At 70.7% G+C, this 25,779-nt stretch carries 20 protein-coding genes; 15 read left to right on the top strand and 5 right to left on the bottom strand.

Annotated features, from left to right (window positions below):
• The first annotated feature begins 188 nt into the window (after positions 1 to 188).
• On the top strand, positions 189 to 1,763 hold the full coding sequence (locus Actob_RS23950; RefSeq protein ID WP_284914039.1) for a lectin: 1,575 nt from the start codon (positions 189 to 191) through the stop codon (positions 1,761 to 1,763).
• 130 nt (positions 1,764 to 1,893) lie between these two features.
• Here the strand turns inward: Actob_RS23950 and Actob_RS23945 are convergent, their stop codons facing one another.
• Positions 1,894 to 3,036: an IS701 family transposase gene (locus Actob_RS23945; protein ID WP_284914038.1), complete on the bottom strand. Its 1,143-nt coding sequence runs from the start codon at positions 3,034 to 3,036 to the stop codon at positions 1,894 to 1,896.
• Between the two features lie 51 nt (positions 3,037 to 3,087).
• Positions 3,088 to 4,254: an IS701 family transposase gene (locus Actob_RS23940; RefSeq protein WP_284914037.1), complete on the bottom strand. Its 1,167-nt coding sequence runs from the start codon at positions 4,252 to 4,254 to the stop codon at positions 3,088 to 3,090.
• Between the two features lie 420 nt (positions 4,255 to 4,674).
• Here Actob_RS23940 and treS point away from each other — a divergent pair, with 420 nt between their 5' ends.
• The 8 genes from treS (at position 4,675) to Actob_RS23900 (ending at position 16,894) form a co-directional block, all read left to right on the top strand.
• The gene (gene treS, locus Actob_RS23935; protein WP_284914036.1) at positions 4,675 to 6,435 is read left to right on the top strand and encodes a maltose alpha-D-glucosyltransferase; all 1,761 of its coding nucleotides are present in this window, start codon (positions 4,675 to 4,677) and stop codon (positions 6,433 to 6,435) included.
• Positions 6,436 to 6,437: 2 nt separating this feature from the next.
• Entirely contained in the window at positions 6,438 to 7,871 is a 1,434-nt protein-coding gene (locus Actob_RS23930; RefSeq protein WP_284914035.1) for a maltokinase N-terminal cap-like domain-containing protein, read from the top strand.
• Positions 7,872 to 7,943: 72 nt separating this feature from the next.
• Positions 7,944 to 8,819 carry a type 1 glutamine amidotransferase domain-containing protein gene (locus Actob_RS23925; protein WP_284914034.1) on the top strand — a complete coding sequence of 292 codons (876 nt, stop codon included), beginning with the start codon at positions 7,944 to 7,946 and terminating at the stop codon, positions 8,817 to 8,819.
• Positions 8,820 to 8,825: 6 nt separating this feature from the next.
• Positions 8,826 to 10,457 (top strand): thiamine pyrophosphate-binding protein, encoded by a 1,632-nt coding sequence (locus tag Actob_RS23920; protein ID WP_284914033.1) that lies wholly within the window; start codon positions 8,826 to 8,828, stop codon positions 10,455 to 10,457.
• 18 nt (positions 10,458 to 10,475) lie between these two features.
• The gene (locus Actob_RS23915; protein ID WP_284914032.1) at positions 10,476 to 11,150 is read left to right on the top strand and encodes a DJ-1/PfpI family protein; all 675 of its coding nucleotides are present in this window, start codon (positions 10,476 to 10,478) and stop codon (positions 11,148 to 11,150) included.
• A complete protein-coding gene (glgX, locus tag Actob_RS23910) occupies positions 11,147 to 13,294 on the top strand; it encodes a glycogen debranching protein GlgX (RefSeq protein WP_284914031.1) in 2,148 nt (715 codons plus the stop codon). The genes Actob_RS23915 and glgX overlap by 4 nt, the downstream gene beginning before the upstream one ends.
• Positions 13,291 to 15,504, top strand: a complete 2,214-nt coding sequence (locus Actob_RS23905) for an AGE family epimerase/isomerase (RefSeq protein WP_284914030.1) — start codon at positions 13,291 to 13,293, stop codon at positions 15,502 to 15,504. The genes glgX and Actob_RS23905 overlap by 4 nt, the downstream gene beginning before the upstream one ends.
• An 85-nt stretch (positions 15,505 to 15,589) precedes the next feature.
• A complete protein-coding gene (locus Actob_RS23900) occupies positions 15,590 to 16,894 on the top strand; it encodes a cation:proton antiporter (RefSeq protein WP_284914029.1) in 1,305 nt (434 codons plus the stop codon).
• A gap of 190 nt (positions 16,895 to 17,084) precedes the next feature.
• Here the strand turns inward: Actob_RS23900 and Actob_RS23895 are convergent, their stop codons facing one another.
• The 3 genes from Actob_RS23895 to Actob_RS23885 form a co-directional block, all read right to left on the bottom strand.
• The gene (locus Actob_RS23895; protein WP_284914028.1) at positions 17,085 to 17,894 is read right to left on the bottom strand and encodes an alpha/beta fold hydrolase; all 810 of its coding nucleotides are present in this window, start codon (positions 17,892 to 17,894) and stop codon (positions 17,085 to 17,087) included.
• A 178-nt stretch (positions 17,895 to 18,072) separates the two neighbouring features.
• Positions 18,073 to 19,230 carry an NADAR family protein gene (locus Actob_RS23890; protein ID WP_284914027.1) on the bottom strand — a complete coding sequence of 386 codons (1,158 nt, stop codon included), beginning with the start codon at positions 19,228 to 19,230 and terminating at the stop codon, positions 18,073 to 18,075.
• A gap of 75 nt (positions 19,231 to 19,305) precedes the next feature.
• Positions 19,306 to 19,944, bottom strand: a complete 639-nt coding sequence (locus Actob_RS23885; RefSeq protein WP_284914026.1) for a TMEM175 family protein — start codon at positions 19,942 to 19,944, stop codon at positions 19,306 to 19,308.
• Positions 19,945 to 20,257: 313 nt separating this feature from the next.
• Between Actob_RS23885 and Actob_RS23880 the strand changes: the two genes are divergently transcribed.
• The 6 genes from Actob_RS23880 to Actob_RS23855 all read left to right on the top strand — a co-directional run bounded on the left by Actob_RS23880 (position 20,258) and on the right by Actob_RS23855 (position 25,776).
• Positions 20,258 to 21,841, top strand: a complete 1,584-nt coding sequence (locus Actob_RS23880; RefSeq protein ID WP_284914025.1) for a GMC family oxidoreductase — start codon at positions 20,258 to 20,260, stop codon at positions 21,839 to 21,841.
• Positions 21,838 to 22,644: an ester cyclase gene (locus Actob_RS23875; protein WP_284914024.1), complete on the top strand. Its 807-nt coding sequence runs from the start codon at positions 21,838 to 21,840 to the stop codon at positions 22,642 to 22,644. Before Actob_RS23880 ends, Actob_RS23875 begins: the two co-directional genes overlap by 4 nt.
• A 32-nt stretch (positions 22,645 to 22,676) precedes the next feature.
• Positions 22,677 to 23,384: a putative quinol monooxygenase gene (locus Actob_RS23870; RefSeq protein WP_284914023.1), complete on the top strand. Its 708-nt coding sequence runs from the start codon at positions 22,677 to 22,679 to the stop codon at positions 23,382 to 23,384.
• Between the two features lie 16 nt (positions 23,385 to 23,400).
• A complete protein-coding gene (locus tag Actob_RS23865) occupies positions 23,401 to 23,859 on the top strand; it encodes a VOC family protein (RefSeq protein ID WP_284914022.1) in 459 nt (152 codons plus the stop codon).
• On the top strand, positions 23,860 to 24,066 hold the full coding sequence (locus Actob_RS23860; protein WP_284914021.1) for a hypothetical protein: 207 nt from the start codon (positions 23,860 to 23,862) through the stop codon (positions 24,064 to 24,066).
• Positions 24,067 to 24,306: 240 nt separating this feature from the next.
• Positions 24,307 to 25,776 carry an aldehyde dehydrogenase family protein gene (locus Actob_RS23855; protein ID WP_284914020.1) on the top strand — a complete coding sequence of 490 codons (1,470 nt, stop codon included), beginning with the start codon at positions 24,307 to 24,309 and terminating at the stop codon, positions 25,774 to 25,776.
• The last annotated feature ends 3 nt before the right edge of the window (positions 25,777 to 25,779 follow it).

The raw sequence follows: 25,779 nt of genomic DNA, 5'->3' as shown, positions 1-25,779 counted from the left end.
ACCTGGGAGCGAAGGCGCGGATGTGCGGGCCACCGCCGGTGGACGGTCACTGCCTCATCCCCGGGGCGCGTCCCGGCCGGCGCGCCTCGCGCAGCCATCGGCCTGAGCTCGTTCGCCCGGCGGGAGCGAGCGGGCCACCCGTTCGTGTTCGAGGACCGCAGCCCCCTACAGCGGTAAGGAGTACCTCCGTGCGAAAGACGCTCCGCTCTGTCCTCTCGGCGCTGCTCGTGGCGGTGGCCACGCCGGTAGCGCTCGCCGCCGCCCAGCCGGCCCAGGCCCTCGAGAGCGGCCTGGCTCGCACTCCCCAACTCGGCTGGAACGACTGGAACAGCTTCGGCTGCAACGTCAGCGACACACTGATCCGCCAGACGGCCGACGCCATGGTGTCCAGCGGCATGGCCGCGGCCGGCTACCGCTACGTCAACATCGACGACTGCTGGTCGCAGAGGACCCGCAACGGCAGCGGCGACCTCGTCCCGGATCCGCAGAAGTTCCCCAACGGCATGAAAGCCCTGGCCGATTACGTCCACGGCAAGGGCCTCAAGATCGGCATCTACTCCTCCGCCGGTCTCACCACCTGCGCCGGCTACCCGGCCAGCCTCAACAACGAGCAGCGCGACGCCAAGCTGTGGGCCTCGTGGGGAATCGACTACCTGAAGTACGACAACTGCGGCGACACCCAGGGCAAGTCCGGCCAGCAGCGATACACCGCGATGCGGGACGCGCTGGCCACGTCGGGCCGGCCCATCCTGTTCGCGATCTGCAACTGGGGCACCGACAGTGTCGGCTCCTGGGGACCGGCGACCGGGAACTCGTGGCGGACCACCGGTGACATCGCCGGCAACTGGAACTCGGTGATGGGCATCCTGGACAGCCAGCCGGGGTGGATGTCGTACTCGAAGCCGGGCGCCTGGAACGACCCGGACATGCTCGAGGTCGGCAACGGTCTCAGCGACACCGAGTCCCGGGCTCACTTCAGCCTCTGGGCGGTGTTGAACGCTCCACTGATCGCCGGCAACGACCTGCGCACGATGAGTGCCGCCACCAAGGCGATCCTGACCAACACCGAGGTCATCGGCGTGAATCAGGACTGGGGCGGGCGCCAGGGCAACCGGATCGCCGACAACGGGAACTCCGAGGTCTGGGCCAAGCCGATGGCCAACGGGTCCGCCGCCGTCGTCCTGCTCAACCGCGCGAGCAGCACGGCGACCGTGTCCACCACGGCCGCGCAGCTCGGGCTCGGTGGCGCGGCGTCCTACTCGGTACGCGATCTGTGGGCGCACACCACGTCCACCACCGGCTCGACGATCAGCGCGTCCGTTCCCGCCCACGGCGCGGCCATGTACCTCGTCACCGGCGGTACCGGGTCCACCACGGGGACGTTCGCGTTGCGCGGCAGTCAGTCCGGCCGGTGTCTCGACGTACCGAACGGCAATCAGACCAACGGAACGCCACTCGCGATCTGGGACTGCAACGGTGGTGGCAACCAGCAGTGGACCGCCACCGCGGCGGGGGAGCTGCGGACCAGCGGTGGCAAGTGCCTGGACGTCACCGGCGCCGCCACTGCCGACGGCACCAGGGTCGAGGTGTGGGACTGCAACGGTCAGGCCAACCAGCGATGGCAGCTGCAGAGCAACGGCACGGTGACCGCCGCCGGCGCCGGCAAGTGCCTGGACGTCTACGCCAACGGCACCGCCAACGGCACCGCGGTCGAGATCTGGTCCTGCAACGGAGGGGCCAACCAGCAGTGGACGCGCGGTTGAGCCGGAGCCGGAGCTTCTCCCGGAGGCCGACGATGACCACCCACCACCGCCGGCCGGGCCGATCGTTTCGCGGCTGCCCCGATCGTCGGCCTTCGCCGCGAGCCGGTCGAGCGATGTGCCGGTACCGGACTCAATTGAAGAAGGCGTCCAGCGGCAGGAAGTTCTGCAGGGCGACGGCGATGGACGTGAGGGTCACGTAGTGGTGCCAGCCGGGGAACGACCGGCCGGTGAACGCGCGGATGCCCAGCTTCTCGTGCAGCGAGTCGCCGACCGGCTTGTCCACCCGGGGCAGCTGCAGCAGGGCGGCCAGCTCCCGGGGGCTGGCGTCGCGCAGATTCGTGATCCAGTAATCCGGCGTGCGGTCCTGACCGGCGCGGCCCGTCACGAGCAACCGGAGGCCACTGGCCATCTCCTGCCCGGGAAAGGCGAGGGAGCGCTGGGACAGCCGGAAGACCTCTTTGCGGCCGGTGATCCCGTTGACCACGGTGACCCGCTGCTGGACGCCGGCCGGGAATCGGCTCACCGGCAGCGGGGTCGGCGCCGGTGATCGGCGGAGGCCGTCGGCCCGGGTGGAGCGATGCGGGACGACCTTGGTCTGCGGGTCGACACCGACGAGGAATCCCTGGTCCTGCTGGGCGAGCTGGCCGATGAGCTGGTCAGCGCCGGGTATGCCGGACCACTGGGCGACGAGCGGCCGCCGCGGCAGTCCCCACTGCTGGAGCTCGCTCACCATGTCGACGAGTTCCTCCCACTCCGAGCGGGCCGCCACGGAGGGCGGGATCCGGGCCTGGCGCCGGAGATCCGGATCGGCGATCCAGCGCGGTGACAGCAGAAGCCGCCAGTTCACCGGGATGCCGCCGGCGGATCCGGTGAGGAGCAGGCTGACGGCCGCCTGGGAATTGACCGTCCGATCCAGCGCCGGTACGAAGCGGCGGTCGACGCCGGCCGCCTGTCCACCACGTTTGGGGATCACCAAGTAGGCGGCGGTCCAGGCCCGCGGTCCCATCCGCTCGTGGATTTCCAGCGCGACCTGGGCGCGCACCGGCGCCCAGTCCCAGGGGCTCTGGTTGATGAACTGCTGCAACGATTGGACGGCTGACCTGCCCGGGACGGCCTCCGCGGTGCGGGAGATGGCCTGCGGCCCGTCCCGCAGCAGGCCGATCAGGTAGAGCTGCGCCCATCGTCGCTGGTCCGAGCGGGGGAGCGAGGCGAAGACCCGGTCGGCGAACTCGCGCAACCACGCGTCGGCCGGTGTCTCGTCGATGTTGGTCAATCGCGGCTCCCCTTCACCACGAGATGCCAATGTGGACACTCATGGTAACCGTCATCGGTAGAGGCAGTCATAGGCGCAGGCGGTGGAGACCAGGGTGGCGTGGTGGTGCCATCCGAGGAACGACCGGCCCTCGAAGTCGCTGACGCCGAACTCGGTGTAGAGCCGGTCCGAGGCGCGGTCGGCTGTCTCCCGTAACTGCAGCAGGAAGATGATCTCCTGCAGCGGGGCGTCGAACAGGTTGGTGACCCAGTACCGGGGCGGTTCGCTGCCGGTCGGGTGTGCCGCGATGAGGCGTACGTCGACCGCCGCGCCGAAGCGGGAGGCGGTCGGCGCCATGGTGATCGGCATGGACACCACCCGGGCCGAGGACTGGCCGGTGGCGACGATGATGTGCCGGTGCGACTTCTCCCAGATCCGGGCGTGCTGGGCCAGCGGGCGGGGTGCCATCTGCCAGGCGTCACGCTGACCGGCCGGTGCCAGCGGCCGGTGCGCGGGGGCCACCAGCAGGGAGCCGTCCACCTCGAGTGCGAACGGCTGATCGAGGGCGACCAGGCTGTTCACCAGTTCGACGGCGCCCGGGGTGCGCCATTCGCCGAGCAGGGGAGCGACCGGCATGCCCCACCGGTCGCGCACCTGGCGCACCATGTCGAGGACCTCCTCCCACTCGGCCCGGGCGTGCACACCGTCGGGAATGCGGGCCTTGGCGCGGCGGGCCGGGTCGTCGGTCCAGCGGGGCGACAGGACCAGGCGCCAGTCGATCGGCACGCCGTGCAGCCGCGAGGTGGCCATCAGGCCCAGGCCCATCTGGCAGTTGATCAGGCGTCCCTCGGAGGGCACGAAGCGCCGCTCCACGCCGATCGACTTGTCACCGCGCTTGCTGGTGATGTTGGCGACCACCACCCAGGCCTCCGGGGAGAGGCGGGCCTGCACCTCGGCCGCCAGCCGCTCCCGAATCGGCTGCCAGTCCCAGGGGCTCTGGTTGACGAACTGTTGCAGCGACTGGATGGCCGGCTCGGCCACGAGTTCCTGCGCCGTCCGGCGGATCGATTTGGGCCCGGTGCCCAGCAGTAGCCCGCGAGTGTAGATTTCCGCCCAGCGGCGCTGGTCCGAGCGGGGCAATGCGCTGAATACATTCTTTACGAATTCCCCGAGCCGGTCGTCGTGGATGGACTCCACAAATCTTTGATCGATCTCGGGCGTGGAAAAACGTACCAGCATGGCGGCCCCCCGAAGTCACCCATGGACCTTCGGATCGTTGCCAGGTGCCGCCTTCGCCGACAAGGTCAACCTAACGTTCCTGCGCGAGCGCGGCGTTCGTCACACGGCAATGCTGGTTGTTGAGGGGCCGATATAGCAGGTCAGGGCGGGTATGACAGGCCGTCGGGCGGGTTTGTCGTTTTAGGGAAGATAGCCGTGGCATTCGCTGATCTTGTTGTCGCCGGGCTGCGCCATCGAGTGCACGAAGTCGTTTCCGGATCACGAGAAGTCATTGACGGCTGTCGGCATCCGGCGGGGATCGAGCGAATTAGCCAAGTTGACTGAGTGTCGATCGGGCCGATTAGGCCGGGGCGGCATCGGCGAAGTGTTCAGCGCACCCGTCAGGAAGTCAGGTGAGTCGGCGTGGAAGGACTTCGGCAAGTGCGAGAAATACCGTTTCGTAATCATTCAGAGGAGGGACTGCCGGCGCACGTGGTCGGCGGCGACCCGGACTGGTATCGCCGCTGCGTCGTCTACGAGGTGCTGGTGCAGGCATTCCAGGACAGCGACGGCGACGGCATCGGGGACCTGGCGGGCCTGACGCAACGCCTGGACTACCTGGCCTGGCTCGGTATCGACTGCCTGTGGCTGCCGCCGTTCTACGCCTCACCCATGCGCGACGGCGGTTACGACGTCAGCGACTTCCTGCAGGTACGCCCGGAGCTGGGCACCCTGGACGACTTCCGGGCCCTGCTGCGCCAGGCGCACCGGCGCGGCATCCGGGTCATCGTCGACATGGTCCTGAACCACACCAGCGAGGAACATCCGTGGTTCCAGGCCAGCCGCTGCGACCCGGACGGTCCGTACGGCGACTTCTACGTCTGGGCCGACGACGACTCCGGTTACCCGGACGCCCGGATCATCTTCACCGACACCCAGACCTCCAACTGGGCGTACGACCCGGTGCGCCGGCGCTACTTCTGGCACCGGTTCTACCGGTGGCAGCCCGACCTCAACTACGCCAACCCGGCAGTGCGCGCCGCCGTGCTCGACGTCATGCGCTACTGGCTGGACCTGGGTGTCGACGGCCTGCGCCTGGACGCGGTCCCGTACCTGTTCGAAGCCGAGGGGACCAACTGCGAGAACCTGCCCGAGACGCACGAGTTCCTGCGGGCCTGCCGGCGGCTGGTCGACCAGGAATACCCGGGCCGGATCCTGCTCGCGGAGGCCAACCAGCCGCTGCCGCAAGTCATCGACTACTTCGGGGCGGTCGGCGCCGAGGAGTGCCACATGGCGTTCCACTTCCCCCTCATGCCGCGCATGTTCGCGGCGCTCCGGCGGCAGGACGCCACACCGGTGGCGCAGATCATCAGCGAGACGTCGCCCCTGCCCAGCGGTGGTCAATGGGCGTTGTTCCTGCGCAACCACGACGAGCTGACCCTGGAGATGGTCACCGACGAGGAGCGGGCGTTCCTGCTGGAGAGGTACGCGTACCACCCCAGGATGACCGCGAACATCGGCATCCGCCGCCGGCTGGCACCGCTGCTGGACAACGATCACGACGCGCTCAAGCTGATGAACGCGCTGCTGCTTGCGCTGCCGGGCACGCCGATCCTCTACTACGGCGACGAGATCGGTATGGGCGACAACATCTGGCTCGAGGATCGGGACGGCGTCCGCTGCCCGATGCAGTGGAGTGGCGACGCGCATGCCGGCTTCTCCACCCGCGATCCCGACGAGAGTTACCTGCCGCTGGTCGACGCCCCGGAATTCCATGCCGCGACGGTGAATGTGGAATACCAGCTGCGCGACCCGGACTCGCTGCTGCACTGGATGCGCCACATGATCCGGATCCGGCACCGGTTCGCCGACGTCTTCGGCCAGGGCGAACTGATCCAGATACCCACCGGCAACCGCGCCGTGCTGGCCTTCGTCCGGCGCCGGCCCGGCGCCGAGGAGTCGGTGCTGTGCGTCAACAGTCTTTCCGCGCACCCGCAGGAGGTCCGGCTGGAGCTGCCGGAACAGGCTCGTGGCGCGCTGGTCAACCTCGCCGGCAGCGGGCCGCAGCGGCTGGTCACCGAGGGACCGGTGCGGCTGCGGCTTCCCGGGTGCGGGTTCATCTGGTTCGCCGCGACCCCGTTGCCCCCGGACCGGCGTGTCACCGCGGGCCGACCGGACGTGCTCCCCGCGGGTGCGTGGTAGCGATGATCCCCGACCTGAACGCCCCGCCGGTGCTGGCCGCGCTGACCGGCTGGTTGCAGCGACAGCCGTGGTGTCCGGCCGGTCATCGGGGCCGGGCGCGTGTCGTCAGCGCCCCGGTACTGGTCAACCGGTTGCCGGCCGGTGGCCCGGCCGCCGTGCTGGCCGTGGTGGGCGCCGGGCCCGTCTCGGGCTGGTGCCTGGTGCCGCTCGGGATCCGGCCCGGCCCGCCGCCCGTCGCGGCGGACCACGTGGTGCGAGACCTCGACCACGGTTGCGTCTACGACGCCACACAGGACGAGGAACTGATGCGTCTGGTCCTCTCCGTCTTCGCCGGTGCCGCCGCACCGGTGGCGAGCGGCCGGCCCAGCTGCGCGGTCGTCGACGCTCCACGGCCCGGCACCGGCGGCCCGGCGTGCACGCCGGTGCTCGTCGACGACACGTACGTGCTGAAGTGGTACCGGCACGTCCCCGGCGGCGGGCACCCCGGCCTGGAGTTGCACCGCGCCCTGCACGCCCTGGGCAACGGCCACGTCAGCGCACTTCACGGGTCCTTGGAGACGGACGTGCGCGGCAGCGCCGTGACCTTCGCCGCGCTGCAGGCCGCACCGGCCGGCCACGGCGCGCTGGAGGCGGCGGTGCGCAGCGCCCGCGCGGTGATCGCCGGCGAGGAGCCGGAGACCGGCTTCATGATGACCGCGCGCGGCCTGGGCACCTGTGTCGCCCGGGTGCACGCCGACCTGCTGGCCGCGTTCCGCGGCGCCCGGTTGAGCTCGCTCGACCTGCGGCGGATCGCCAACGACATGATCCGACAGGCGCACGACGTGCCGGCCGCGGTGCCGGAGTTGCAGCCGTACCGCTCGCGGCTGCTCGCCGCACTGGCCGAGGTGGCCGACGTGGCCGCCGGCCGGGAGCCGGTCGTCGCCCAGCGGGTGCACAGCGATCTGCGGCTGGACAACATCCTGCTGACCGGGCAGGGGGCGGTGGTCGACTTCGACTGGGTCCGCACGGCCCCGGAGCAGCGATCGCGGCAGCCGGTCGCCCGGGACGTCGCCGGTGTGCTCCGCTCGCTGGAGTGGACCGCGCGTGATCAGCTGGCGCGCGCCGCGACGCCCGGTGACGCGGCGGCCGGGCAACGGGCCGGCGCCTGGGTGGCCCGCTGCCGGCAGGCCTTCCTGACCGGGTACGCCGACGCCGGCGGCCGTGTCGACGAGCGCGTGCTGCGGGCCTACGAGATCGACTGCGCGGTGCGCGAGCTGGTGCACCGCGCCGAACCCGCGCCGGCCGACGTGGCCGCGATCTGCCGGATGCTCACCGGCCCGAGCCTGCGCCCCGCCCTGCCTGGCCGGGGCGGCAACACCCGCAGCCGGCGCAGCCGCCGCACCGGGCCGGCGGACTGTCAGGCGGCACCGGACAACCAGTTTTCCGCCGTTCGGTGACCGGCGGACGGATCGGCCCGGACGGGACGGATCCGAGCAGTCACCGGTGTTCATCGCGAGAGGAGTAGCACCATGAGCAAGTCCGTGCTGGTCGTACTGTCCGAGTACGGCTACTGGGCTGAGGAACTCGTCGGGCCGTTGGAGGCGCTGGACGAGGCCGGCTACCGGGTGGACTTCGCCACCCCGACCGGCAAACGGCCGGTGCCGATCGGGGTCAGCCTGGACCCCGAGTACGTCGACCCGCCGCTGGGCCGCTCGGTGACCACGGCGGAGATGGCCGACAAGGGCCGGCGGCTGGACGCGTCGTCACGACTGGACGACCCGATCAACCTGGCCGCGTGGCTCCCGGACCGCCCGTACCGCAGCGAGCCGGATTTCCTGCGCCGGCAGGAGGAGTACTTCCGGGCGCTGGCGGCGGAACTGAGCAAGGCGGACCGGTACGACGCCCTGCTCATCGTCGGCGGCTCCGGCCCGATCGTGGACCTGGCCAACAACGGCCGGCTGCACGAGTTGATCCTGCACTTTTACCGGACCGGCAAGCCGATCGCCGCGGAGTGCTACGGCGTCGCGTGCCTGGCGTTCGCCCGCGATCAGGAGAACCGGCGCAGCATCATCGACGGCAAGCACGTCACCGGCCACTGCATCGAGTACGACTACAAGGACGGGACCGGCTTCGAGGGCACCGACTTCGTGATCGGGCCGCCGCCGTACCCGCTGGAGTACATCCTGCGCGACGCGACCGGGCCGGACGGCGCCTACATCGGCAACTTCGGCCGGGAGACGTCGGTGATCGTCGACTACCCGTTCATCACCGGACGCTCCACCCCGGACTCCCGGCTGACCGGCGACAAGCTGGTCGAGGTCCTGGACAAGGGGCTGCGGACCTGGGGCTTCGTCCCGCGTACCGGCGTGGTGGCGCCCGAGCCGGCCGCCGCCGGGGACCGGTGAGCGGCGGTGGGCACCGCTAGCCGGCCCGGCCGGCAGGCCGTGGTCGAACAACTGGTCGCGGACGGCCACCGGTACCTGTTCGGCAATCCGGGCACGGTCGAGGAGGGGCTGCTGGACGCGCTGCAGGAGACCGCCGACCTGGAGTACGTCTTCGCGCTGCACGAGGCCGCCGCGCTCGGCATGGCCGACGGCTACGCCCGGGCCACCCGGCGGCCGGCGATCGTGCAGCTGCACAGCGGGGTGGGCCTGGGCAACGGCATCGGGATGATGTACCAGGCGATGCGCGGCCACTCCCCGCTCGTGGTCCTCGCCGGCGACGCCGGTCTGCGATACGAGGCACTGGACGCGCAGATGGCGGCCGACCTGGTCGCCATGGCGCGCCCGGTGACCAAGTGGGCCACCCGGGTGACGCACCCCGACTCGCTGCTGCGCGTGCTCCGGCGCGCCTGCAAGGTGGCCGCCACACCGCCGTACGGTCCGGTCTTCGTGGCCTTGCCGATGGACGTGCTGGACGCGGCGAACTCGGAGCGCGTCGTGCCCACGACCATCCCGCAGAGCGCGGTGACGCCGCCGCACCACACCGTGCGGCGGATCGCCGCGGCCCTCGCCGGCGCGCGGCGCCCGTTGATCATCGCCGGTGACGGTGTGACAGCGTCCGGCGCCCAGACGGTGCTCGGCGAGGTCGCCGAGCTGGTCGGCGCGCCGGTGTACGGCGGCGACTGGTCGGAGGTCAACCTGGATCACCGGCATCCGTGCTTCCGCGGGCAGTTCGGTCACATGTTCGGTACGGCCAGCCTGCCGGTGACCAACGCGGCCGACGTCGTGCTGATCTGCGGCACGTCGGTGCTGCCGGAGGTCTTCCCGGAGGTGGGGGAGATCTTCGACGAGCAGGCGACGGTGGTGCACGTCGACCTCAACGCCTGGGAGATCGGCAAGAACCACCGGGTCGACGTGCCGGTGCTGGCCGATCCGGCGGCGACGTTGCACCAGGTCCGCGAGGAGCTGCGGCACCACATGACCCCCGCACGCGCGGAGCTGGCGTGGCAGCGCCGTGCCGAGTTCGCCGGGCAGCCCGCCGGCACACCGCCGGACCGGCCGGTTCTCGACACCTTCCTGCGCACGTTGCGGGATCGGGCCGAGGATCTCGTGGTGTTCGACGAGGCGATCACCGCCTCGCCGCACCTGTTGCACCACCTGCGGCCGGGCGGGCCGGACAGCTACTTTCTGACCCGGGGCGGATCGCTGGGCGTGGGACTGCCCGGCGCGGTGGGGCTGAAGCTGGCCCGGCCGGAGGCCACCGTGGTCGGCTTCGCCGGTGACGGCGGCAGCATGTACACGTTCCAGGCGCTGTGGACCGCGGCCCGGCACCGGATCCCGGCCAAGTTCGTGATCTGCGACAACGGCAACTACCAGATCCTGCGCGACAACATCGCCGTGTACTGGTCGCAGGAGGGCCTGCCGGCGCGCGAGGCACCGGACTCGTTCCGGCTCGACGACCCGCACATCGACTTCGTGTCACTGGCCCGCGGTCTCGGTGTCGCCGCCTGCGACGCCGACGCGCCCGCGTCGGCGGTGGACGCGGTCGAGAAAGCGCTCGGGCACGACGGCCCGTTCCTGGTCCGGTTGGACACCCGCTGAGTCCGAAGGGACGAAACCATGCGACTACAGGGATGCCGGATCGGCGTTCTGATCGAGAGTGACTACTACGAGCCGGAGATCTTCTACTACCGGCACCGCTTCGCCGAGGAAGGCGCGGAGCTGCACTTCTTGAGCCGGTTGTGGGGACAGCCGGAGATGACCTTCACCGGTCACGAGTTCGGCGCGCCGTTCGTCTGCGGGGAGAGCTTCGAGCCGATCGGGGATGCCGAGCTGGCCGGTTACTCGGCGATCATCGTGCCGTCCGGCATGGTGGCCGACCGGCTGCGCTACACCGACAGCCCGGACCGGCTGCCGCCGGCCACCGAGTTCCTCGCCCGGGCGTTCGCCCACCACGACGTGGTCAAGGGCCTGATCTGTCACGGGATGTGGCTGGTCGCCCCGCGGCCCGAACTGGTCCGCGGACGCCGCGCGGTCGCGCACAACAATCTGCTGGGCGACCTGCGCAACATGGGCGTCGACTACGTCGACTCCGACGTCGTCGTCGACGACGACCTGGTCACGGCCCGGACCGGCGAGCACTGCCACGCCTTCGCCGCGGCCCTGATCAGTGCGATCGCCCGCCGGCGGGGTGCGCTGCCGCGCGGGATGCGCGACGTGCCGGCGGTGCCGGACGACACCGGCGACCTGCCCCGTGGCTCGCGCAGCCGGAACCACGCGGTGGGTGCGTCATGACGGCCGTCGACCTGCGCCCGTACCGGCCGGAGACCGCCGGCGGTCCGTCGCCGGCCGGTGTGCCGCATCCGCTGGGTGCGATCGCCGACGCCACCGGCACGAACTTCTCGGTGTTCTCGCAGGACGCGGAGGCCGTCGAGTTGCTGCTGTTCGACCCGGAGCGGCCGGATCGGCTGACCGCCAGCGTGCCGCTGGACCCGAGGCTCAACAAGAGCTTCCACTTCTGGCACGCGCGGGTCGAGGGGGTAGGAGCGGGCACGCCGTACGGATACCGGGTGACCGGCCCCCGCTCGCCGCGCCCCGGGCACCGCTTCGATCCGGGGAAGGTCCTGCTCGATCCGTACGCGCGAGCGGTGTGGAGCGACGCGTTCGACCGGGTGGCCGCCTGCCGGCCCGGTGACAACCTGGACGGCTCGCTGCGCGGTGTCGTGGTGGACCTGGACGCGTACGACTGGGCGGGCGACACGCCGCCGCGGCGGCCGATGAACGAGACCGTCGTCTACGAGTTGCACGTCGGCGGGTTCACCCGGTCCGCCAGCTCCGGGGTGACCCACCCGGGCACCTTCGCGGGGCTGACCGAGAAGATCCCCTACCTGGTGGACCTGGGCGTCACCGCCGTGGAGCTGATGCCGGTGGCCGCGTTCGATCACCGCGAGCCGTTGCGGCGGCACCCGGTGACCGGTGCGGCGCTGACCAACTACTGGGGCTACGACCCGTACGCCCTCTTCGCCCCGCACCCGGCCTACGCCGTTCCCGGGCAGCGTCCGGACGCCGTGGTGGACGAGTTCCGGGACATGGTGAAGGCGCTGCACCGGGCCGGCATCGAGGTGATCCTCGACGTGGTCTTCAACCACACCGGCGAGGGCAACCACCTCGGGCCGGCACTGAGCCTCAAGGGTTTCGCCAACGACGTCTACTACCTGGGCGGCGGGGACCCGGAGTGGTCGTACATCGACTATTCGGGGTGCGGCAACACGCTCAACGTGAACCACCCGATCACCACCCAGCTGGTCGTCGACTGCCTGACCTACTGGGCGCGGGAGATGCACGTGGACGGGTTCCGGTTCGACGAGGCGTCGATCCTGACCCGGGGCCAGGACGGCAGCCCGCTGCCGTACCCACCGGCGGTGTGGCGCATCGAGATGTCCGAGTCGCTGGCCGGCGTCAAGCTGATCGCCGAGGCCTGGGACGCCGGGGGTCTCTACGACGTCGGCCGGTTCCCGGACCGCTGGGCGCAGTGGAACGGCCCGTTCCGCGACGACGTGCGCCGTTTCCTGCGCGGTGACGGCGGCATGGTCGGCGCACTGGCCTGCCGGCTCAGTGGCAGCGCCGACATCTTCGAGCCGGTGGCCGAGCAGCCGACCAACGCGGTCAACTTCATCACCGCCCATGACGGGTTCACGCTGCGTGATCTGGTCAGCTACGACTACAAGCACAACGAGGCGAACGGTGAGGACAACCGCGACGGCCTCGACGAGAACTACAGCTGGAACTGCGGGACCGAGGGGCCGAGCGAGGACCCCGGCATCCGGCGAACCCGGATGCGGCAGATGAAGAACGCGATGGCCGTCCTGCTGTTGTCGCAGGGTGTGCCGATGCTGGTGGCCGGTGACGAGCGCGGGCGTACCCAGTCCGGCAACAACAACGCGTATTGCCAGGACAACGAGCTCAGCTGGATCGACTGGGCGGACGACGCGGAGTCCACGGAACTGCGCCGGTTCGTCCGGGAGATGATCCGGATGCGGCGGGAGAACCCGGCCCTGCACCGTCGGCACTACGTCGATCCGGACGGCGCGGCCACCCGGACCACGTTCAGCTGGCACGGCTGCGAACTCGGCCGGCCGGGCTGGGCCGATCCGCAGGCACGCTCGCTGGCGGTCACTCTGCGCCACCACACCGAGTCGGCCGGCGATCAGTCCCCAGCCGATCTGCATCTCATCTTCAACGCGTACTGGGAGGAGCTGTCCTTCGACCTCCCGGAGGCGCCGTCCGGCTCGGCGTGGCTACGCGTGGTCGACACCGGGCGGCCGGCGCCGTACGACGTCGTGCCGGCCGGCCGCGCGCCCGGGCACACCGGCAGCGTCCGGGTCGGACCGCGCAGCACCGTCGTTCTTCGCCTAGCAGGGAAAGAGGCAGGCCAATGACCAGTCCTTCGCCGACAGTGGTCCCGACGTCGGAGCCGGGGCCGGACCGGGCACCCGGCGAGATCTCCCTGGACGACATGCGTTTCTCGTTCTCCGACCTCATCGCCGGCTACGTGGTCGCCTTCGACCCGGAGACGGACCTGGTCGAGGTCCGTACCGTCGACGACCGGTGCTTCCCGGTGCTGCTGACCGGAACCACCCAGGGTGAGCTGCTGCGCAATTTCGGCGATCCGGTGCGCGACGTCACGGGCAGCCTGCGGGAACTGCTGGCCGAGGGTCGTTTCGTCTTCGCCCACGGCATGTTCTATCCGGAGGGCAGCGGCTTCGCGTTCGAAGGCAAGCACATGATGCTGGTGGAGGAGCAGACCGGCCGACCCGTCTTCGAGGAGCCGGGCTTCTGGAGCCGGCACCTGTCCGCCCTGGCGGATTTCTACCTGGGTGCCCAGTTCGGCGACGAGGTCGACTTCCGCGAGTACCGGACCCGGCTGGGGGTTTCCGGCGAGAAGGTCGACGAGCGGCAGGAGACCGCCACGCTGTCCCGGTTCATCTACGGGCTGGCGACCGCGTACGCGCTGACGGGTGAGGAGCGCTTCCTCAGCGCGGCCCGCGGCGGGTGCGCTTACATGATCGAGCACATGCGCAGCCGGGTGCCCGGCGGTGCGGGACACTTCTGGGTACACGGCCTGGACCGCACCGACCCGCCGGTGAAGCTGCTCGTCTCGGAGTTCGACGACGACGCCGGCTCGATCCCGCTCTACGAACAGATCTACGCGCTCGCCGGCCTGGCCCAGACCTACCGCGTCACCCGGGACCCGGAGATCGGCCAGGCGGTGCGGGACACCATCGACTTCATCGACGGCTACTACCGCGACGAATCGGGTGGCGGGTACTTCTCGCACGTCGACGCCGTCCACCTCGACCCGCGGCACGAGTCGCTGGGCAGCAACCGCGCCCGCAAGAACTGGAACTCGGTGGGTGACCACGCGCCGGCGTACCTGATCAATCTGTTGCTCGCCACCGGCGACGACCGGCACCGGGAGATGCTGGTGCGCCTGGCCGACACCATCGTGGAGAAGTTCCCGGACGACGCGAGCCCGTTCGTCAACGAGCGGTTCCACGAGGACTGGCGACCCGACCTGCACTGGGGCTGGCAGCAGAACCGGGCGGTGGTCGGGCACAACCTCAAGATCGCCTGGAACCTGATGCGGGTGCACGCGATCCACCCCGACGAACGGTACGTGGAGCTGGCCGAGCGGCTGGCCCGCCGGATGCCGGAGGTGGGCCAGGACCGGCAGCGCGGCGGCTGGTACGACGTCGTCGAACGCTGGCGCGACGACCGGCAGCAGTATCACCGCCTGGTCTGGCACAACCGCAAGGCCTGGTGGCAGCAGGAGCAGGCGATCCTGGCGTACCTGGTGCTCGCGGGGCGCCGCGACGATCCGGAGTTCCGCCGCCTGGCCCGCGAGTCGCAGGCCTTCTACCTGTCCTGGTTCCCCGATCACGACTCCGGCGGGGTCTACTTCAACGTGCTCGCCGACGGCACGCCGTACCTGGTGCACGGCGAGCGGATGAAGGGCAACCACGCCATGTCCGGCTATCACGCGTTCGAGCTGGCGTACCTGTCCGCCGTCTACAACGACTTGCTGGTGATCGGCCGTCCGCTCGCCCTGCACTTCCACGTCGACCCGGCGACGCTGCCGGACGGCGTGCTCCGGGTGGCGCCGGATCTGCTCGCGGCCGGTGAGGTGATCATCCACGAGGTGTGGGTGGACGGTGAGCCGCACACCGACTTCGACGCCGAGCGGCACACCGTCGCGCTGACCGGGAACTCCCCGGTACGGGTCGAGGTGCGGTTGGCCCCGGCCCGGGCGCAGACCTACGGCGTGCTGGAGACCGTCGGCGACGACATCGTGGTGATCAGCGTCGAGGGCGACCTGGACGGTGACCACCTGAGGCTCTTCGAGCAGGACCTGCGCACCCTGCTGGACCACCGGCCGCAGCGCCTGGTGCTGCGGGCCGAGCGGCTCAACAGCATGGACGACGCGGCCGCCCGCACCATCGTGCTGTTGCAGCAGCAGCGTCACGTCGCCGAGACGTTCGTGGTGGGGGCCAACGAGTCGGTCCGCCAGGTGTTCGCCGACATCGACCCCTCCGGAGAGGCCGTCTCCCTGGTGGCCGGCGAGGAGCGGGCCGAGCTGTTCCGGGTCTGACGATCCCGGGGTGGGCCGCCGGTGCCGTGCACCGGCGGTCCACCCCCGTGTGAGGGGGACGCGAGTGAACACGGACTGTGCCGCGGTGTACGAGGTCACGTGCGCGGTGCGGGAGCTTCCGGACACCGTACGTTTTCTGCTCGCCGCCGCTGTCGTCGTGGCGCTGGCCGCGGCCGGCGGCGCGCTCGCGGCCCGCGGTGGTCAGCCTCGGGTGCTCGGTGAGATCCTGGCCGGCCTGCTGCTCGGGCCGCTCGGCCTGGCCACTGTCGCGCCCGCAGCGGTGGAGTGGCTGCGGTTGCCGGACACGGCGACGGCGGTGCGGGCGCTCGCCGATCTGGGTATCGCCCTGTTCGCCTACCTGATCGGCTACGAGCTGCGCACCGCGGGCCGCCCCCGGTCGAGCGCGGTGCTGACGGTGACGGCCGGTGCGGTGGTCGTACCGGTGCTGGCCGGTCTGGCCGTCGCCCCGGTGATCCGGCCGGTGGTGGGCGCGGCCGGCGTGCCCGGCGGGGTGTTCGCCGGCTTTCTCGCCCTGGTCTGTGCGGTGACGGCGCTGCCCGTGCTGGCGCGCCTGCTTCCGGATGTGGAACTGGCCGGCACCACCTGCGGCAGGCTGGCCCTGACGGTGGCCGCGTGCACCGACGCTCTGGTGTGGGCCGGGCTGACCGTCCTGCTCGCCGTGGCGGGCCGGGGATCCGTTCCGGTGCCGGCCTGGGCGGTGGTGGCGGCCCTGTTCGGTCTGGTCGTGGTGGCGCTGGCGGTGCTCCGGCCCGTGGTGCGGTGGGTGGCGCGGCGATCCGCGGTGGCCGGCGCCGGCCCGGCGGTGGTGCCGCTGATCGTGGTGTCGGTGGCGCTCTTCGCCGCGGTCACCCACGGCGCCGGCCTGCACGCCGCGCCGGGGGCCCTGCTGGCCGGCGTGGTGATGCCCCGGGTGCCGGCGGTGGAGCGGGCCAATCAGCACCTCGAGGCGACGACGTCGGCGGTGTTGCTGCCGCTGTACTTCGGCTCCATCGGGCTTGCCATGCCGCTCGGCGCGCTCAGCGGCGGGCGTGCCGAGGTCGTCTGTTTCGCCCTGCTGCTGGCCGTCATGACGGTGGCCAAGGCGGGCGGCGCCTGGCTCGGCGCGCTGCCGTGCGGATTGCCGGCGGCGGACCGGCTGCGGCTGGGTGTGCTCCTCAACTGCCGGGGCGTGACCGAGGTCGTCGTGCTGACCATCGGCTTCGAGCGGCACATCGTCGGCGCCGCCGGATTCGCCACGCTGCTGCTGGTGACGCTGGCGGGCGTCGCCGTCGTCGCTCCGGTGTGCCGGCGGCTGCCGGGGGCGGTGAGAAACGTGTCGCCTGGTCCACACCGTGGTGATCAGGTCCAGCGGACAGGGTTTGGCCGCTGAGCCGACGCTCGATCTCGTGGTCGCTGTCAGCGGGGGCTATTCGCTGCTTCGAACCAGTCGGCCAGGGTGAACGTGCTCCCGCACGCGCCGCATCCGGCCCGGCCGAATAGGTATGTGAGCCCGTCAGCCAGGACCGTTTCACCTGAGCGATCGTCAATGGTTGTGGATGCGGCGGTCGATGGATCCCGTGTCAGGGCAGGTGTGCCAGGAGAACTTCGGTGAGGGCCTCGGGCGTACGTAGCGGCAGGTAGTGGTCGGCGTTCGGGATGATCTCGGCGTGGGCGCCGGGGATGCGGGCCGCGAGCAGCCGGGCGATGACGCCGATCTCCGGGTGGTCGCGGTCGCCGTGGAGGACCAGTGTCGGTGCGGCGATCTCCGCGAGGTGCGCTTCGGCGTTCTGGCCGGTGGCGCATTGCTGTTCGCTGACGATGCGTCGCGCGGCGTTTTGCGTGACCATCGCGTCGATGAGTTCCCATCCCGGGGCTGTTGGGCCCAGGCCTGCCCAGATGGAGAGTTCGAGCTCGGCCAGGGCGCTCGCGTCCCGTTCTCGGCGTGCGGTGGCGTAGGCGCTCAGGTCGGGGTCCTGGGGCCAGCGGTGTCCGCTGACCGAGGCGCCGACCAGGGCGAGCGCGGTGACCTTCTCGGGGTAGGTGAGGGCGAAGTCCAGCGCGCTTTCCCCGCCCATGCTCAGCCCGACCAGGGCGGCTCGGCGCAGTCCGAAGTAGTCCAGGACGGCGCGCAAATCATCGACATCGCTGAACGGCTGGTTCGGTGGCGTGGAGCGGCCCAGGCCTCGGGCGTCATACCGGATCACGTTGTGGTACCGGGCCAGCTCGGGAACGATGCGGTCCCACAGGCGGGAATCCATGCCTGCGCCGTGCAGCAGCACGACCGGGCTGCCGGTGCCGACGCGCTCGGCCCACAGCCGGGCGTCGCCCGGAACCGGGATAGAGGCTTCACGCGGGCCGCCAAGGCCTGGCGTGTCGAGATTCGGTTTCACGCGGCGATCATTCCAGAACGTTCGACGAGTTGGCCCGCATGATCAAACCGCTACCTGGGTCGGTGGGACCGTGGGTCCAGAACAGCGGCGTAAGGCCGCGCCGGTCGGCGTCGGTAAGCTGGGCGGCCCAGTCCTCGTGGGCGAGAACATCCTGGACTGAATGTGCGCAAGTCCCCGGCTAGGTTTCCGGTGCGGCCGAGGGGCCGGCGCCGTGACTCGTGGGAAGGGGGACCCCGGCGTCGAGTGCGGCGAGTTCGGAGCGGACGAGCTCCAGCAGCCGGCCGATCCAGTTGCTGCTCCGCTGCCCGGAGGCGGTCCAATAGGCGGAGCCGACCGCGGTGTAGACGATGCGCGCGTCGCCGGTGGCGAGCAGGACGCGCGCCATGGACGGATGCTGTGCGAATTTCGTTCGCAGGAGCCGCGCCATGATCGCGAGGCGGGCCGCCGGCCAACCGGGCCGGCGGGGTGCCTGTCCGGCGAGTTCGGCGGCGTCGTACGTGTCCGGTGCCGCCGCGATGCGATCACGCCAGCCGGGGTCGTCGGTGGCCAGTGCCCAGTAGGCGTGGGTCACCGTCGGATAGTCCCTGCCGTCGATGGTGAGCCTTGCCGGATAGTCGTTCTGCAGGACCGCGTTGTCCGGGTGGTCCTGTCGTCCCTGGTAGAGGGTCAGCGTCGCGGTCTCGGGCTGATCCGGCCCATCGGCCGGGATCCGCGCGCCGGCTCGGGCCCGATGGAGCTCCCGGTCACGGAAGTACTCGACGGCCTCCGCGTGCAGGTCCGGCGTGGCCACTTCGTCGTCGTAGTGGCCCTCGACGGTATCGCCGATCGCGGTGGCCAGGACCTTCAGCGGCCAGTCGCGGTTGTCCATGTCGCCGAGGGCGTAGATCCGCAGGTGCTCGGGTATGGCCAGGTACCGCTGGCGTACGCGCAATCGGTTGTCCTCGGTCGCGTCGGCCAGATAGGTCCGCACGGCCCGCAGGCAGCGATCGGTGGAGTCGGGCCGGTCGTTGAGCCGGTCGATCTCGTCAGCGACCTCGCCGAGGAGCATGTCGGCGTCGATCGCGCAGGTGGCTTCGGTGAAGCGCCACGTGGCAAGGTGATGGGCCGATGCCCAGGCGCCGTCGTGCAGGGTGGTGGCTACCTGGCCGGATCGCAGGAGGCCCGCCAGACCGTCGGGATCGGTGAGTCCGCCGGTGCCGGTGTCGACCGCGCCGTCGGCGTAGATGACCAGGTCGGCCAGGTAGTAGTTGTCCCCGTTGCGGACGAAGATGTGCCGCCAGGTGCCTTCGACGCGGTGGCCGTCGACGTCGCGGTAGGCGCGGCGGAATCGTGTCACCACGGCACCGTAGCGCAACCCGAACCGCTGGTCGCAACGGTTTCGCGGGCGGGTCGCCCAGGACGGCCCGACCGGTCACGAGCCCGCGCCCGGCCACCGGGTGCGCGACGCCGGAGACTTGCGGCCGAACGTGTAGTAGAGGACCAGCACGCCGTTGAGCATCAGGCCGCCGATGGGGGTGATCAGGGCCAGCAGGCCGGAACAGAGGTAACCGGCCGGCCCGATCACGGCCCGGCGCAGGGCGGTGGCGGCCTGCGGCCGGGCTTCGTCGTGCACCAGGTGCGGACGGCGGTGCAGGTGGTGCCAGAGCAGCGTGAAGCACAGCGAGGTGATGGTCAGGCAGCCGAAATACAGCTCGGCGGCGGCCGTGGCGTCCGGGCCGCCGAGATGCGCGCCGAGCGTGGCGGTGGGTACCGGCAGCACGCTGAGGGAGAGCAACAGCAGCAGGTTCAGCATCAGCATCGGCCGGTCCACGTGGCGTACGTGGTGGAACAGGTTGTGGTGGTGGATCCACGCGATGCCGATGAGGATGAAGCTCATCGCGTAGACCGCCAGCGAGGGCCACTCCCGGCCGAGCGCCGTCCACACCGGGACGTCCGGCCCGGGCGCTTCGATGTTCAGTACCAGCAGCGTGGCGACGATGGCGATGACGCCGTCACTGAAGGCCTCGAGCCGGCGCGGGCTGACGCCGACGTCGGCGGAGTCCTGGCTCATCCGCTGTTCCTTCCCCTGAGAACGATCGCCGCTCGCGCGGGCGGGTAGCGGGCGCACCACTGCCCGGGATCGGCGAGCCGGAACGTGCCGCGGGGCGGCTACGTTAACTCCGCGAAGTCGTCCCGCGCCGCCGCCTCTGGTTAGCGGCGCGCCGGTGCCGCCAGTTGACTGGGGGACAGACACCGCCGCCGGTTGCGCGCCACAGGCCCCCGGCAATCCGGCCGCCTCTCGTGTCGGCTCCGACGTCTCGATCCTGTCAGGAGGTCCCGATGATGCTTTGTACCACCGTTACCTCGTCGCCACGGAGGCGGCGATGAGCGATTCGTACGCCGATTACGTGGTCGTCGGCGCCGGCTCGGCCGGCTGCGCCGTCGCGAGTCGCCTGAGCGAGCGCGGGGACCGTTCGGTGCTGCTGCTGGAAGCCGGCGGCTGGGACACCAGGGAGGAGATCCACCGGGTCGATCTGCCGTCGACGACGGCGCTGTGGACCGCGGACTGGGCGCCGACGATCGACTGGGGCTATCGGACCGAGCCGGAGGCCGCTCTGGCCGGCCGGCGGATCCCGGTGGCCCGCGGGCGGGTCGTCGGCGGGTGCAGCTCGATCAACGCGCTGATGTGGGTGGTCGGTCACCCCTCCGACTACGACGGCTGGGCGGCGGACGGCTGCCCGGGCTGGTCGTACGAGGAGGTGCTGCCGGTGTTGCGGCGGGCCGAGGACTACGCCGGCGGCGATCCCCGGTATCGCGGCACCGGTGGTCCCATCCAGGTGCGCCGGCACGACCGGCTCACCGGCGTGTCCGAGGCGTTCGTGGCGGCCACCCAGGAGCTGGGCTATCAGCCGGAGCGTGACTACAACGCCGGCGACCAGACCGGCTTCGGGTTCCACTACCAGGTGACCCGGGACGCGGCCGGCCGGCGCAGCAGCGCGGCGACCGGCTACCTGCACCCGGTGCTGAACCGGCCGAACCTCACCGTCCAGGTCGGTGCGCAGGTGACCCGGATGGTCGTCACCGGTGGCCGGGTCAGCGCCGTGGAGTACGTGCGGCACGGCCGTCCGGCGCGGGTCGAGGTGGGCGGCGAGGTGGTGCTCAGCGCCGGTGCGTTCGAGACCCCGAAGCTGCTCATGCTCTCCGGCATCGGACCGGCCGGGCACCTGGCCGGGCACGGCATCCGCTGCCTCGTCGATCTGCCGGAGGTGGGTCGCAACCTGCAGGACCACCTCTTCGTGCCGGTGTGTTTCCAGTCGCGCCGGGAGCACCCGCCGGCCGAGCTGGTGTCCGAGGCCGGGCTCTTCGTCCGTACGCCGGCCGCTGACCGGTCGGGTGCGCCCGACCTGCAGTTCGCCTTCGGGTCGGCGAAGTTCCTGGCTGACGGGGCACCGGCCGGCCTGTGGGAGGGGCCGGGCTTCACCTTCGCCCCGGTGGGTCTCAAGCCCACCAGCCGCGGCACGGTCGAGCTGGCCGGCACCGACCCGGCTGTTCCGGCCACGGTGCGGGCCAATTATCTGTCCACCGACCACGACCGGCAGGTCCTGGTCGAGGGGGTGCGACTGGCCCGGGAACTGGCGAACACCGCCGCCTTCGCCGACTTCCGCGGTCCGGAGCTCGGCCCGGGACCGGAGGTGACCGCGGCCGCGGACCTGCGGGACTTCCTGGCCCGCGCGGCCACGACGCTGTGGCACCCGGTCGGCACGTGCCGGATGGGCGGCCCGGACGAGTCGGTGGTCGATCCGCGCCTGCGCGTGCACGGCGTGCGGGGTCTGCGCGTAGCGGATGCGTCGGTGATGCCGTCCATCGTGGCCGGCAACACCAACGCCGCCACCATCATGATCGGCGAGCGCGCCGCCGAGTTCATCCGACAGGAATCCGTCGGCTACTTGCAGGAGGTTGCACGATGACCAGCGCAGAACACCCGAACGTGGCGCTCTACCAGCGTTTCCTGACCGCCTTCAACAGCACTGACTACGACGCGATCACGAAACTGGTCGACCCGGGGTTCGTCGACCACCACCCCGGCTTCCAGGTCGACGACATCGACTCGTACCTGGCCGCCATGCGGGAGGCCAAGGCGACGCTCGAGCTGACCGGTGAATTGATCGAGGCGGTCGCGGTGGACGACCGGGTGATCACCCGCTGCCGGCTCACCGGCCGGCATGTCGGCGCCGTGCTGGGCGAGGCGCCCACCGGCCGCTCGGTCAGCTGGACGACGACCGAGATCTGGCGGATCTCCGGCGACCGTTTCGTGGAGCGGTGGGCGCAGGACGATCTGCTCGGCCTGAAGAACCAGCTGTCGGCGGACGAGGAGAACGTCGCCCTGATCCGCAAGCTGAACGACGTCGTCAACGAACGGCGCTACGACGACATGGACGAGCTGTTCGCTACGTCGTTCATCGACAACAACCCGGCGTGGAGCGTGCGCGATCTCGACGAGCTCAAGACGATCATCCGGGACGCCCACGAGGCACTCGACTTCACCTCGCACCACGACCTGATCTATCCGGCCGAGGGCGGCAAGGTGGTCATCCACATCACCTTCACCGGCCGGCATGTGAAGCCCTTCTTCGACCGCGAGCCGACCGGGAAGCAGGTCCAGTGGACCAGCGTCGAGGTCTATCGGATCGAGCACAACAAGATCGTCGAGCGCTGGGTCCAGGCGGACACCACCGGCCTCATGCGCCAGCTCGGCGTCCCGCTTCCCTGATCGGGCTCCCCGCACGAAAGGACCACATTCTCATGATCACCTGTACGCTGTCGATCGAAGTGCGGCCGGGCTCGGAGGAGCGTGCGATCGACACGCTCAGCCGGATCGAGCGCGGCACCCGTGGTGATGCCGGTCTGATCCAGTTCATCTGGCTGCGGGACGAGGCGGATCCGCGTCGCTTCCTGCTCTTCGAACAGTGGGCGACCCAGGCGGACCTGGACGCGCATCTGGCCAAGGACCCGTCGCTCTGGCAGCAGTTCGAGCCGGCGCTCGCCGGTCCGGCCGTCGCCGGGCGCTATCACCCGGTCGCCCAGCTCACCCAGCCGCCGCGCGACGACGAGGTCCGCGACTTCGCCCGGGACTGGTTCGACCGGCTGAGCCGGCACGAACCGGTGGAGCGGCTGCTGCCGCTGCTCAGCGACCACGACCTGGAGATGGTCTTCCCGGACGCGACGATGACCAACGAGGACGAGTTCCGCGGCTGGTACCGGACGGTGGGGGAGCAGTTCGCCGACCAGAGCCACGACCTGGAGTCCATCCAGGTCCGCCCGGTACCCGCCTCTGCGGACGTCACCTGTGATGTGGTCGTCGTGTGGCGTGCCCGGCAGACGGCCGACGACCAGCGGATCGCGGCGCGCGCCCGGCAGTCGTGGCGGCTGTCGCGCTCGCCGCGCACCGGCGGCCCGGTCATCGTGTCCTACCGGGTGCTGGCCCTGGACGACCTGGCCGTGCCGGCCTGAACGGGGAGGCGACGACATGAGTGAGGTAGCACCGGTTCGATGGTCGCACGTGGGCCTCAACTGCCGTGACATCGCCGCCACCGAGGAGTTCTACCGCCGCCGGTTCGGTTTCCGCAGGGCACGGGTGATCGAGACCGGGGACGGTCGCGTCATCTTCCTGCGTGCCGGTGACGTGTACCTGGAGCTGTTCGAGGCGCCCGGCGTGGCGGCGCACGACGCCGTGGCGGACGGCCCCGGTCAGCCCGGTCTCATCCGTCACCTGGCCTTCCAGGTGACCGACCTGGACGGCTGGCTCGCCGGAGCGGGTGACCAGCTGGTGATCACGCTGGGACCGCTGCGCTTCGACGAGGTGATCCCCGGCTGGCGTACCGTCTGGGTGCGCGATCCGGACGGCGTGATCGTCGAGGTCAGCCAGGGTTACACCGATCAGGACCCGGCCTCGCTGGCCGGGGCATCCGAGTCGCCGGCGCCCTAGATGCGCGCCGACCTGCACAACGTCTCCATCGACGAGGGCCTGGCCCGGCACGGCCTGTGCGGACAGATCCATCTGCCGAGCGGGCGCCGATGCGTCCGGCCGCACCGGCACGCCGGGCCCTGCCACTTCGTCCACCCGGCGGATCTGGACCGGCTCATCCCGGATTCGCCGGTGGATTCCCAGGCCATCGCGCCGGCGGTTTTTTAAACAATCCCGTGTCCATTCAGTCAAGTTCCACAAGTCTCCGCGCGTCGATCGTCCCCGGTTGTTGCCGTGGTGCGCCGGGCATTCACTGATGGCGCCGCACCGCACACCACCGCGCGAGACAGGGTCACGGTTATCGGAAACATTCCGCCGAGCCGGTGCTCGATCGGCGAACCCGTAATCGATTCGCCGATCGAAATACCTGCACAAGGCGAACGTTGATCTCTCAACAGGAGTCTGCTCATGACAACCGAAGCCATTCAGACCGTCTCCGACGGTGAACTGTTCATCGGCGGCCGATTCCGCCCGGCCCGGGCCGGTGCGGTCGTCGAGGACATCAACCCCGCCACCGGCGCACCGCTGTGCCGGGTGGCCTGGGCCGACGAGACCGACCTGGACGACGCGGTCCAGGCCGCCCGGACCGCCTTCGACGAGGGCCCGTGGCCGGCGATGACGCTCAAGGAGCGGGGTGAGCTGCTGATCCGTATCGCTGAGGGGATGCGGGAGCGTGCCGACGAGCTGGCCTTGCGCGAGACGCTGGACGTCGGCAAGCCGATCACCTTCAGCCGCGGTTTCGACGTGCCCGCCGCCGCCGACCTCTTCGCCTACTACGGCGGCATGGTGCAGCAGCTGGAGGGTGCGGCGCGGGCGGCCGGGCAGTCCTCCTTCGCGTACACCCGCCGGGAACCGGTCGGCGTGGTCGGCGCGATCACGCCGTTCAACTTCCCGCTCAACCTGGCGATCAACAAGATCGCGCCGGCGCTCGCGGCCGGGAACACGGTGGTGCACAAGCCGGCCGAGCAGACGCCGCTGTCGACCCTGCTGCTCGCCGAGATCATCGCCGACGCGGGCACTCCGGCCGGCGTCTACAACGTGGTGCTGGGCGACGGACCGCTGCTCGGCGGCCGGCTCGCCGAGCACCCGGGCGTCGACAAGCTCGCGTTCACCGGCTCCACGGCCACCGGCAAGCTGCTGATCGGCAAAGCCGCCGGAACCCTCAAGAAGGTCACCGTGGAGCTGGGCGGCAAGGGTGCCAACATCGTCTTCGGCGACGCCGATCTGGACGCGGCGGCGCAGGCCGCCTTCCAGGCCGCGTTCTTCAACGCCGGCCAGTTCTGCATGAGCGGCTCCCGGCTGCTGGTGCACCGGTCGGTGCACGACGAGCTGGTGGACCGGCTGGTGCGGCTGGCCGAAGCGACGAAGATCGGCGACCCGCGGGAGCCGGAGACCCAGCTGGGCCCGATTGCCCACCAGGAGCAGCTGGACAAGGTCTCGCAGTACCTGCGGATCGGGCAGGAGGAGGGCGCCACGCTGCGCACCGGTGGGCGGCGCCCGGACGGGACCGATGACCGGGGCCTGTTCCTGAGCCCGACGATCTTCACCGACGTCCGTCCGGGCATGCGCATCGAGCAGGAGGAGATCTTCGGGCCGGTGCTGAGCGTGCTGCGCTTCGACACCGACGACGAGGCGGTGGCGATCGCCAACGGCACACCGTACGGCCTGGCCGCCGGCCTGCACACCCGGGACCTCAAGCGCGCCCACCGCACCGCGAGCCGGCTGCAGGCCGGGATCGTCTGGATCAACACCTGGGGCCAGTTCGAGAGCAGCACGCCGTTCGGCGGCTACAAGCAGTCCGGTTACGGGCGCGAGCTCGGCCCGGAGGGCATCGAGGAGTACCTGCAGTACAAGACCGTCTTCGTCAACGTCGACTGAACC

Origin of the sequence: Actinoplanes oblitus (assembly GCF_030252345.1) — a bacterium.
GTDB classification, from domain to species: Bacteria; Actinomycetota; Actinomycetes; order Mycobacteriales; family Micromonosporaceae; genus Actinoplanes; species Actinoplanes oblitus.
This window is presented reverse-complemented; position numbering and strand designations above follow the sequence as displayed.

Bases quoted from the DNA above. Each gene is read 5' to 3' on its own strand.
- Actob_RS23940 (WP_284914037.1), bottom strand. From the start codon at position 4,254: ATGCTGGTACGTTTTTCCACGCCCGAGATCGATCAAAGATTTGTGGAG.
- Actob_RS23930 (WP_284914035.1), top strand. From the start codon at position 6,438: ATGATCCCCGACCTGAACGCCCCGCCGGTGCTGGCCGCGCTGACCGGC.
- Actob_RS23925 (WP_284914034.1), top strand. From the start codon at position 7,944: ATGAGCAAGTCCGTGCTGGTCGTACTGTCCGAGTACGGCTACTGGGCT.
- Actob_RS23915 (WP_284914032.1), top strand. From the start codon at position 10,476: ATGCGACTACAGGGATGCCGGATCGGCGTTCTGATCGAGAGTGACTAC.
- glgX (WP_284914031.1), top strand. From the start codon at position 11,147: ATGACGGCCGTCGACCTGCGCCCGTACCGGCCGGAGACCGCCGGCGGT.
- Actob_RS23905 (WP_284914030.1), top strand. From the start codon at position 13,291: ATGACCAGTCCTTCGCCGACAGTGGTCCCGACGTCGGAGCCGGGGCCG.
- Actob_RS23885 (WP_284914026.1), bottom strand. From the start codon at position 19,944: ATGAGCCAGGACTCCGCCGACGTCGGCGTCAGCCCGCGCCGGCTCGAG.
- Actob_RS23880 (WP_284914025.1), top strand. From the start codon at position 20,258: ATGAGCGATTCGTACGCCGATTACGTGGTCGTCGGCGCCGGCTCGGCC.
- Actob_RS23875 (WP_284914024.1), top strand. From the start codon at position 21,838: ATGACCAGCGCAGAACACCCGAACGTGGCGCTCTACCAGCGTTTCCTG.
- Actob_RS23870 (WP_284914023.1), top strand. From the start codon at position 22,677: ATGATCACCTGTACGCTGTCGATCGAAGTGCGGCCGGGCTCGGAGGAG.
- Actob_RS23865 (WP_284914022.1), top strand. From the start codon at position 23,401: ATGAGTGAGGTAGCACCGGTTCGATGGTCGCACGTGGGCCTCAACTGC.
- Actob_RS23860 (WP_284914021.1), top strand. From the start codon at position 23,860: ATGCGCGCCGACCTGCACAACGTCTCCATCGACGAGGGCCTGGCCCGG.
- Actob_RS23855 (WP_284914020.1), top strand. From the start codon at position 24,307: ATGACAACCGAAGCCATTCAGACCGTCTCCGACGGTGAACTGTTCATC.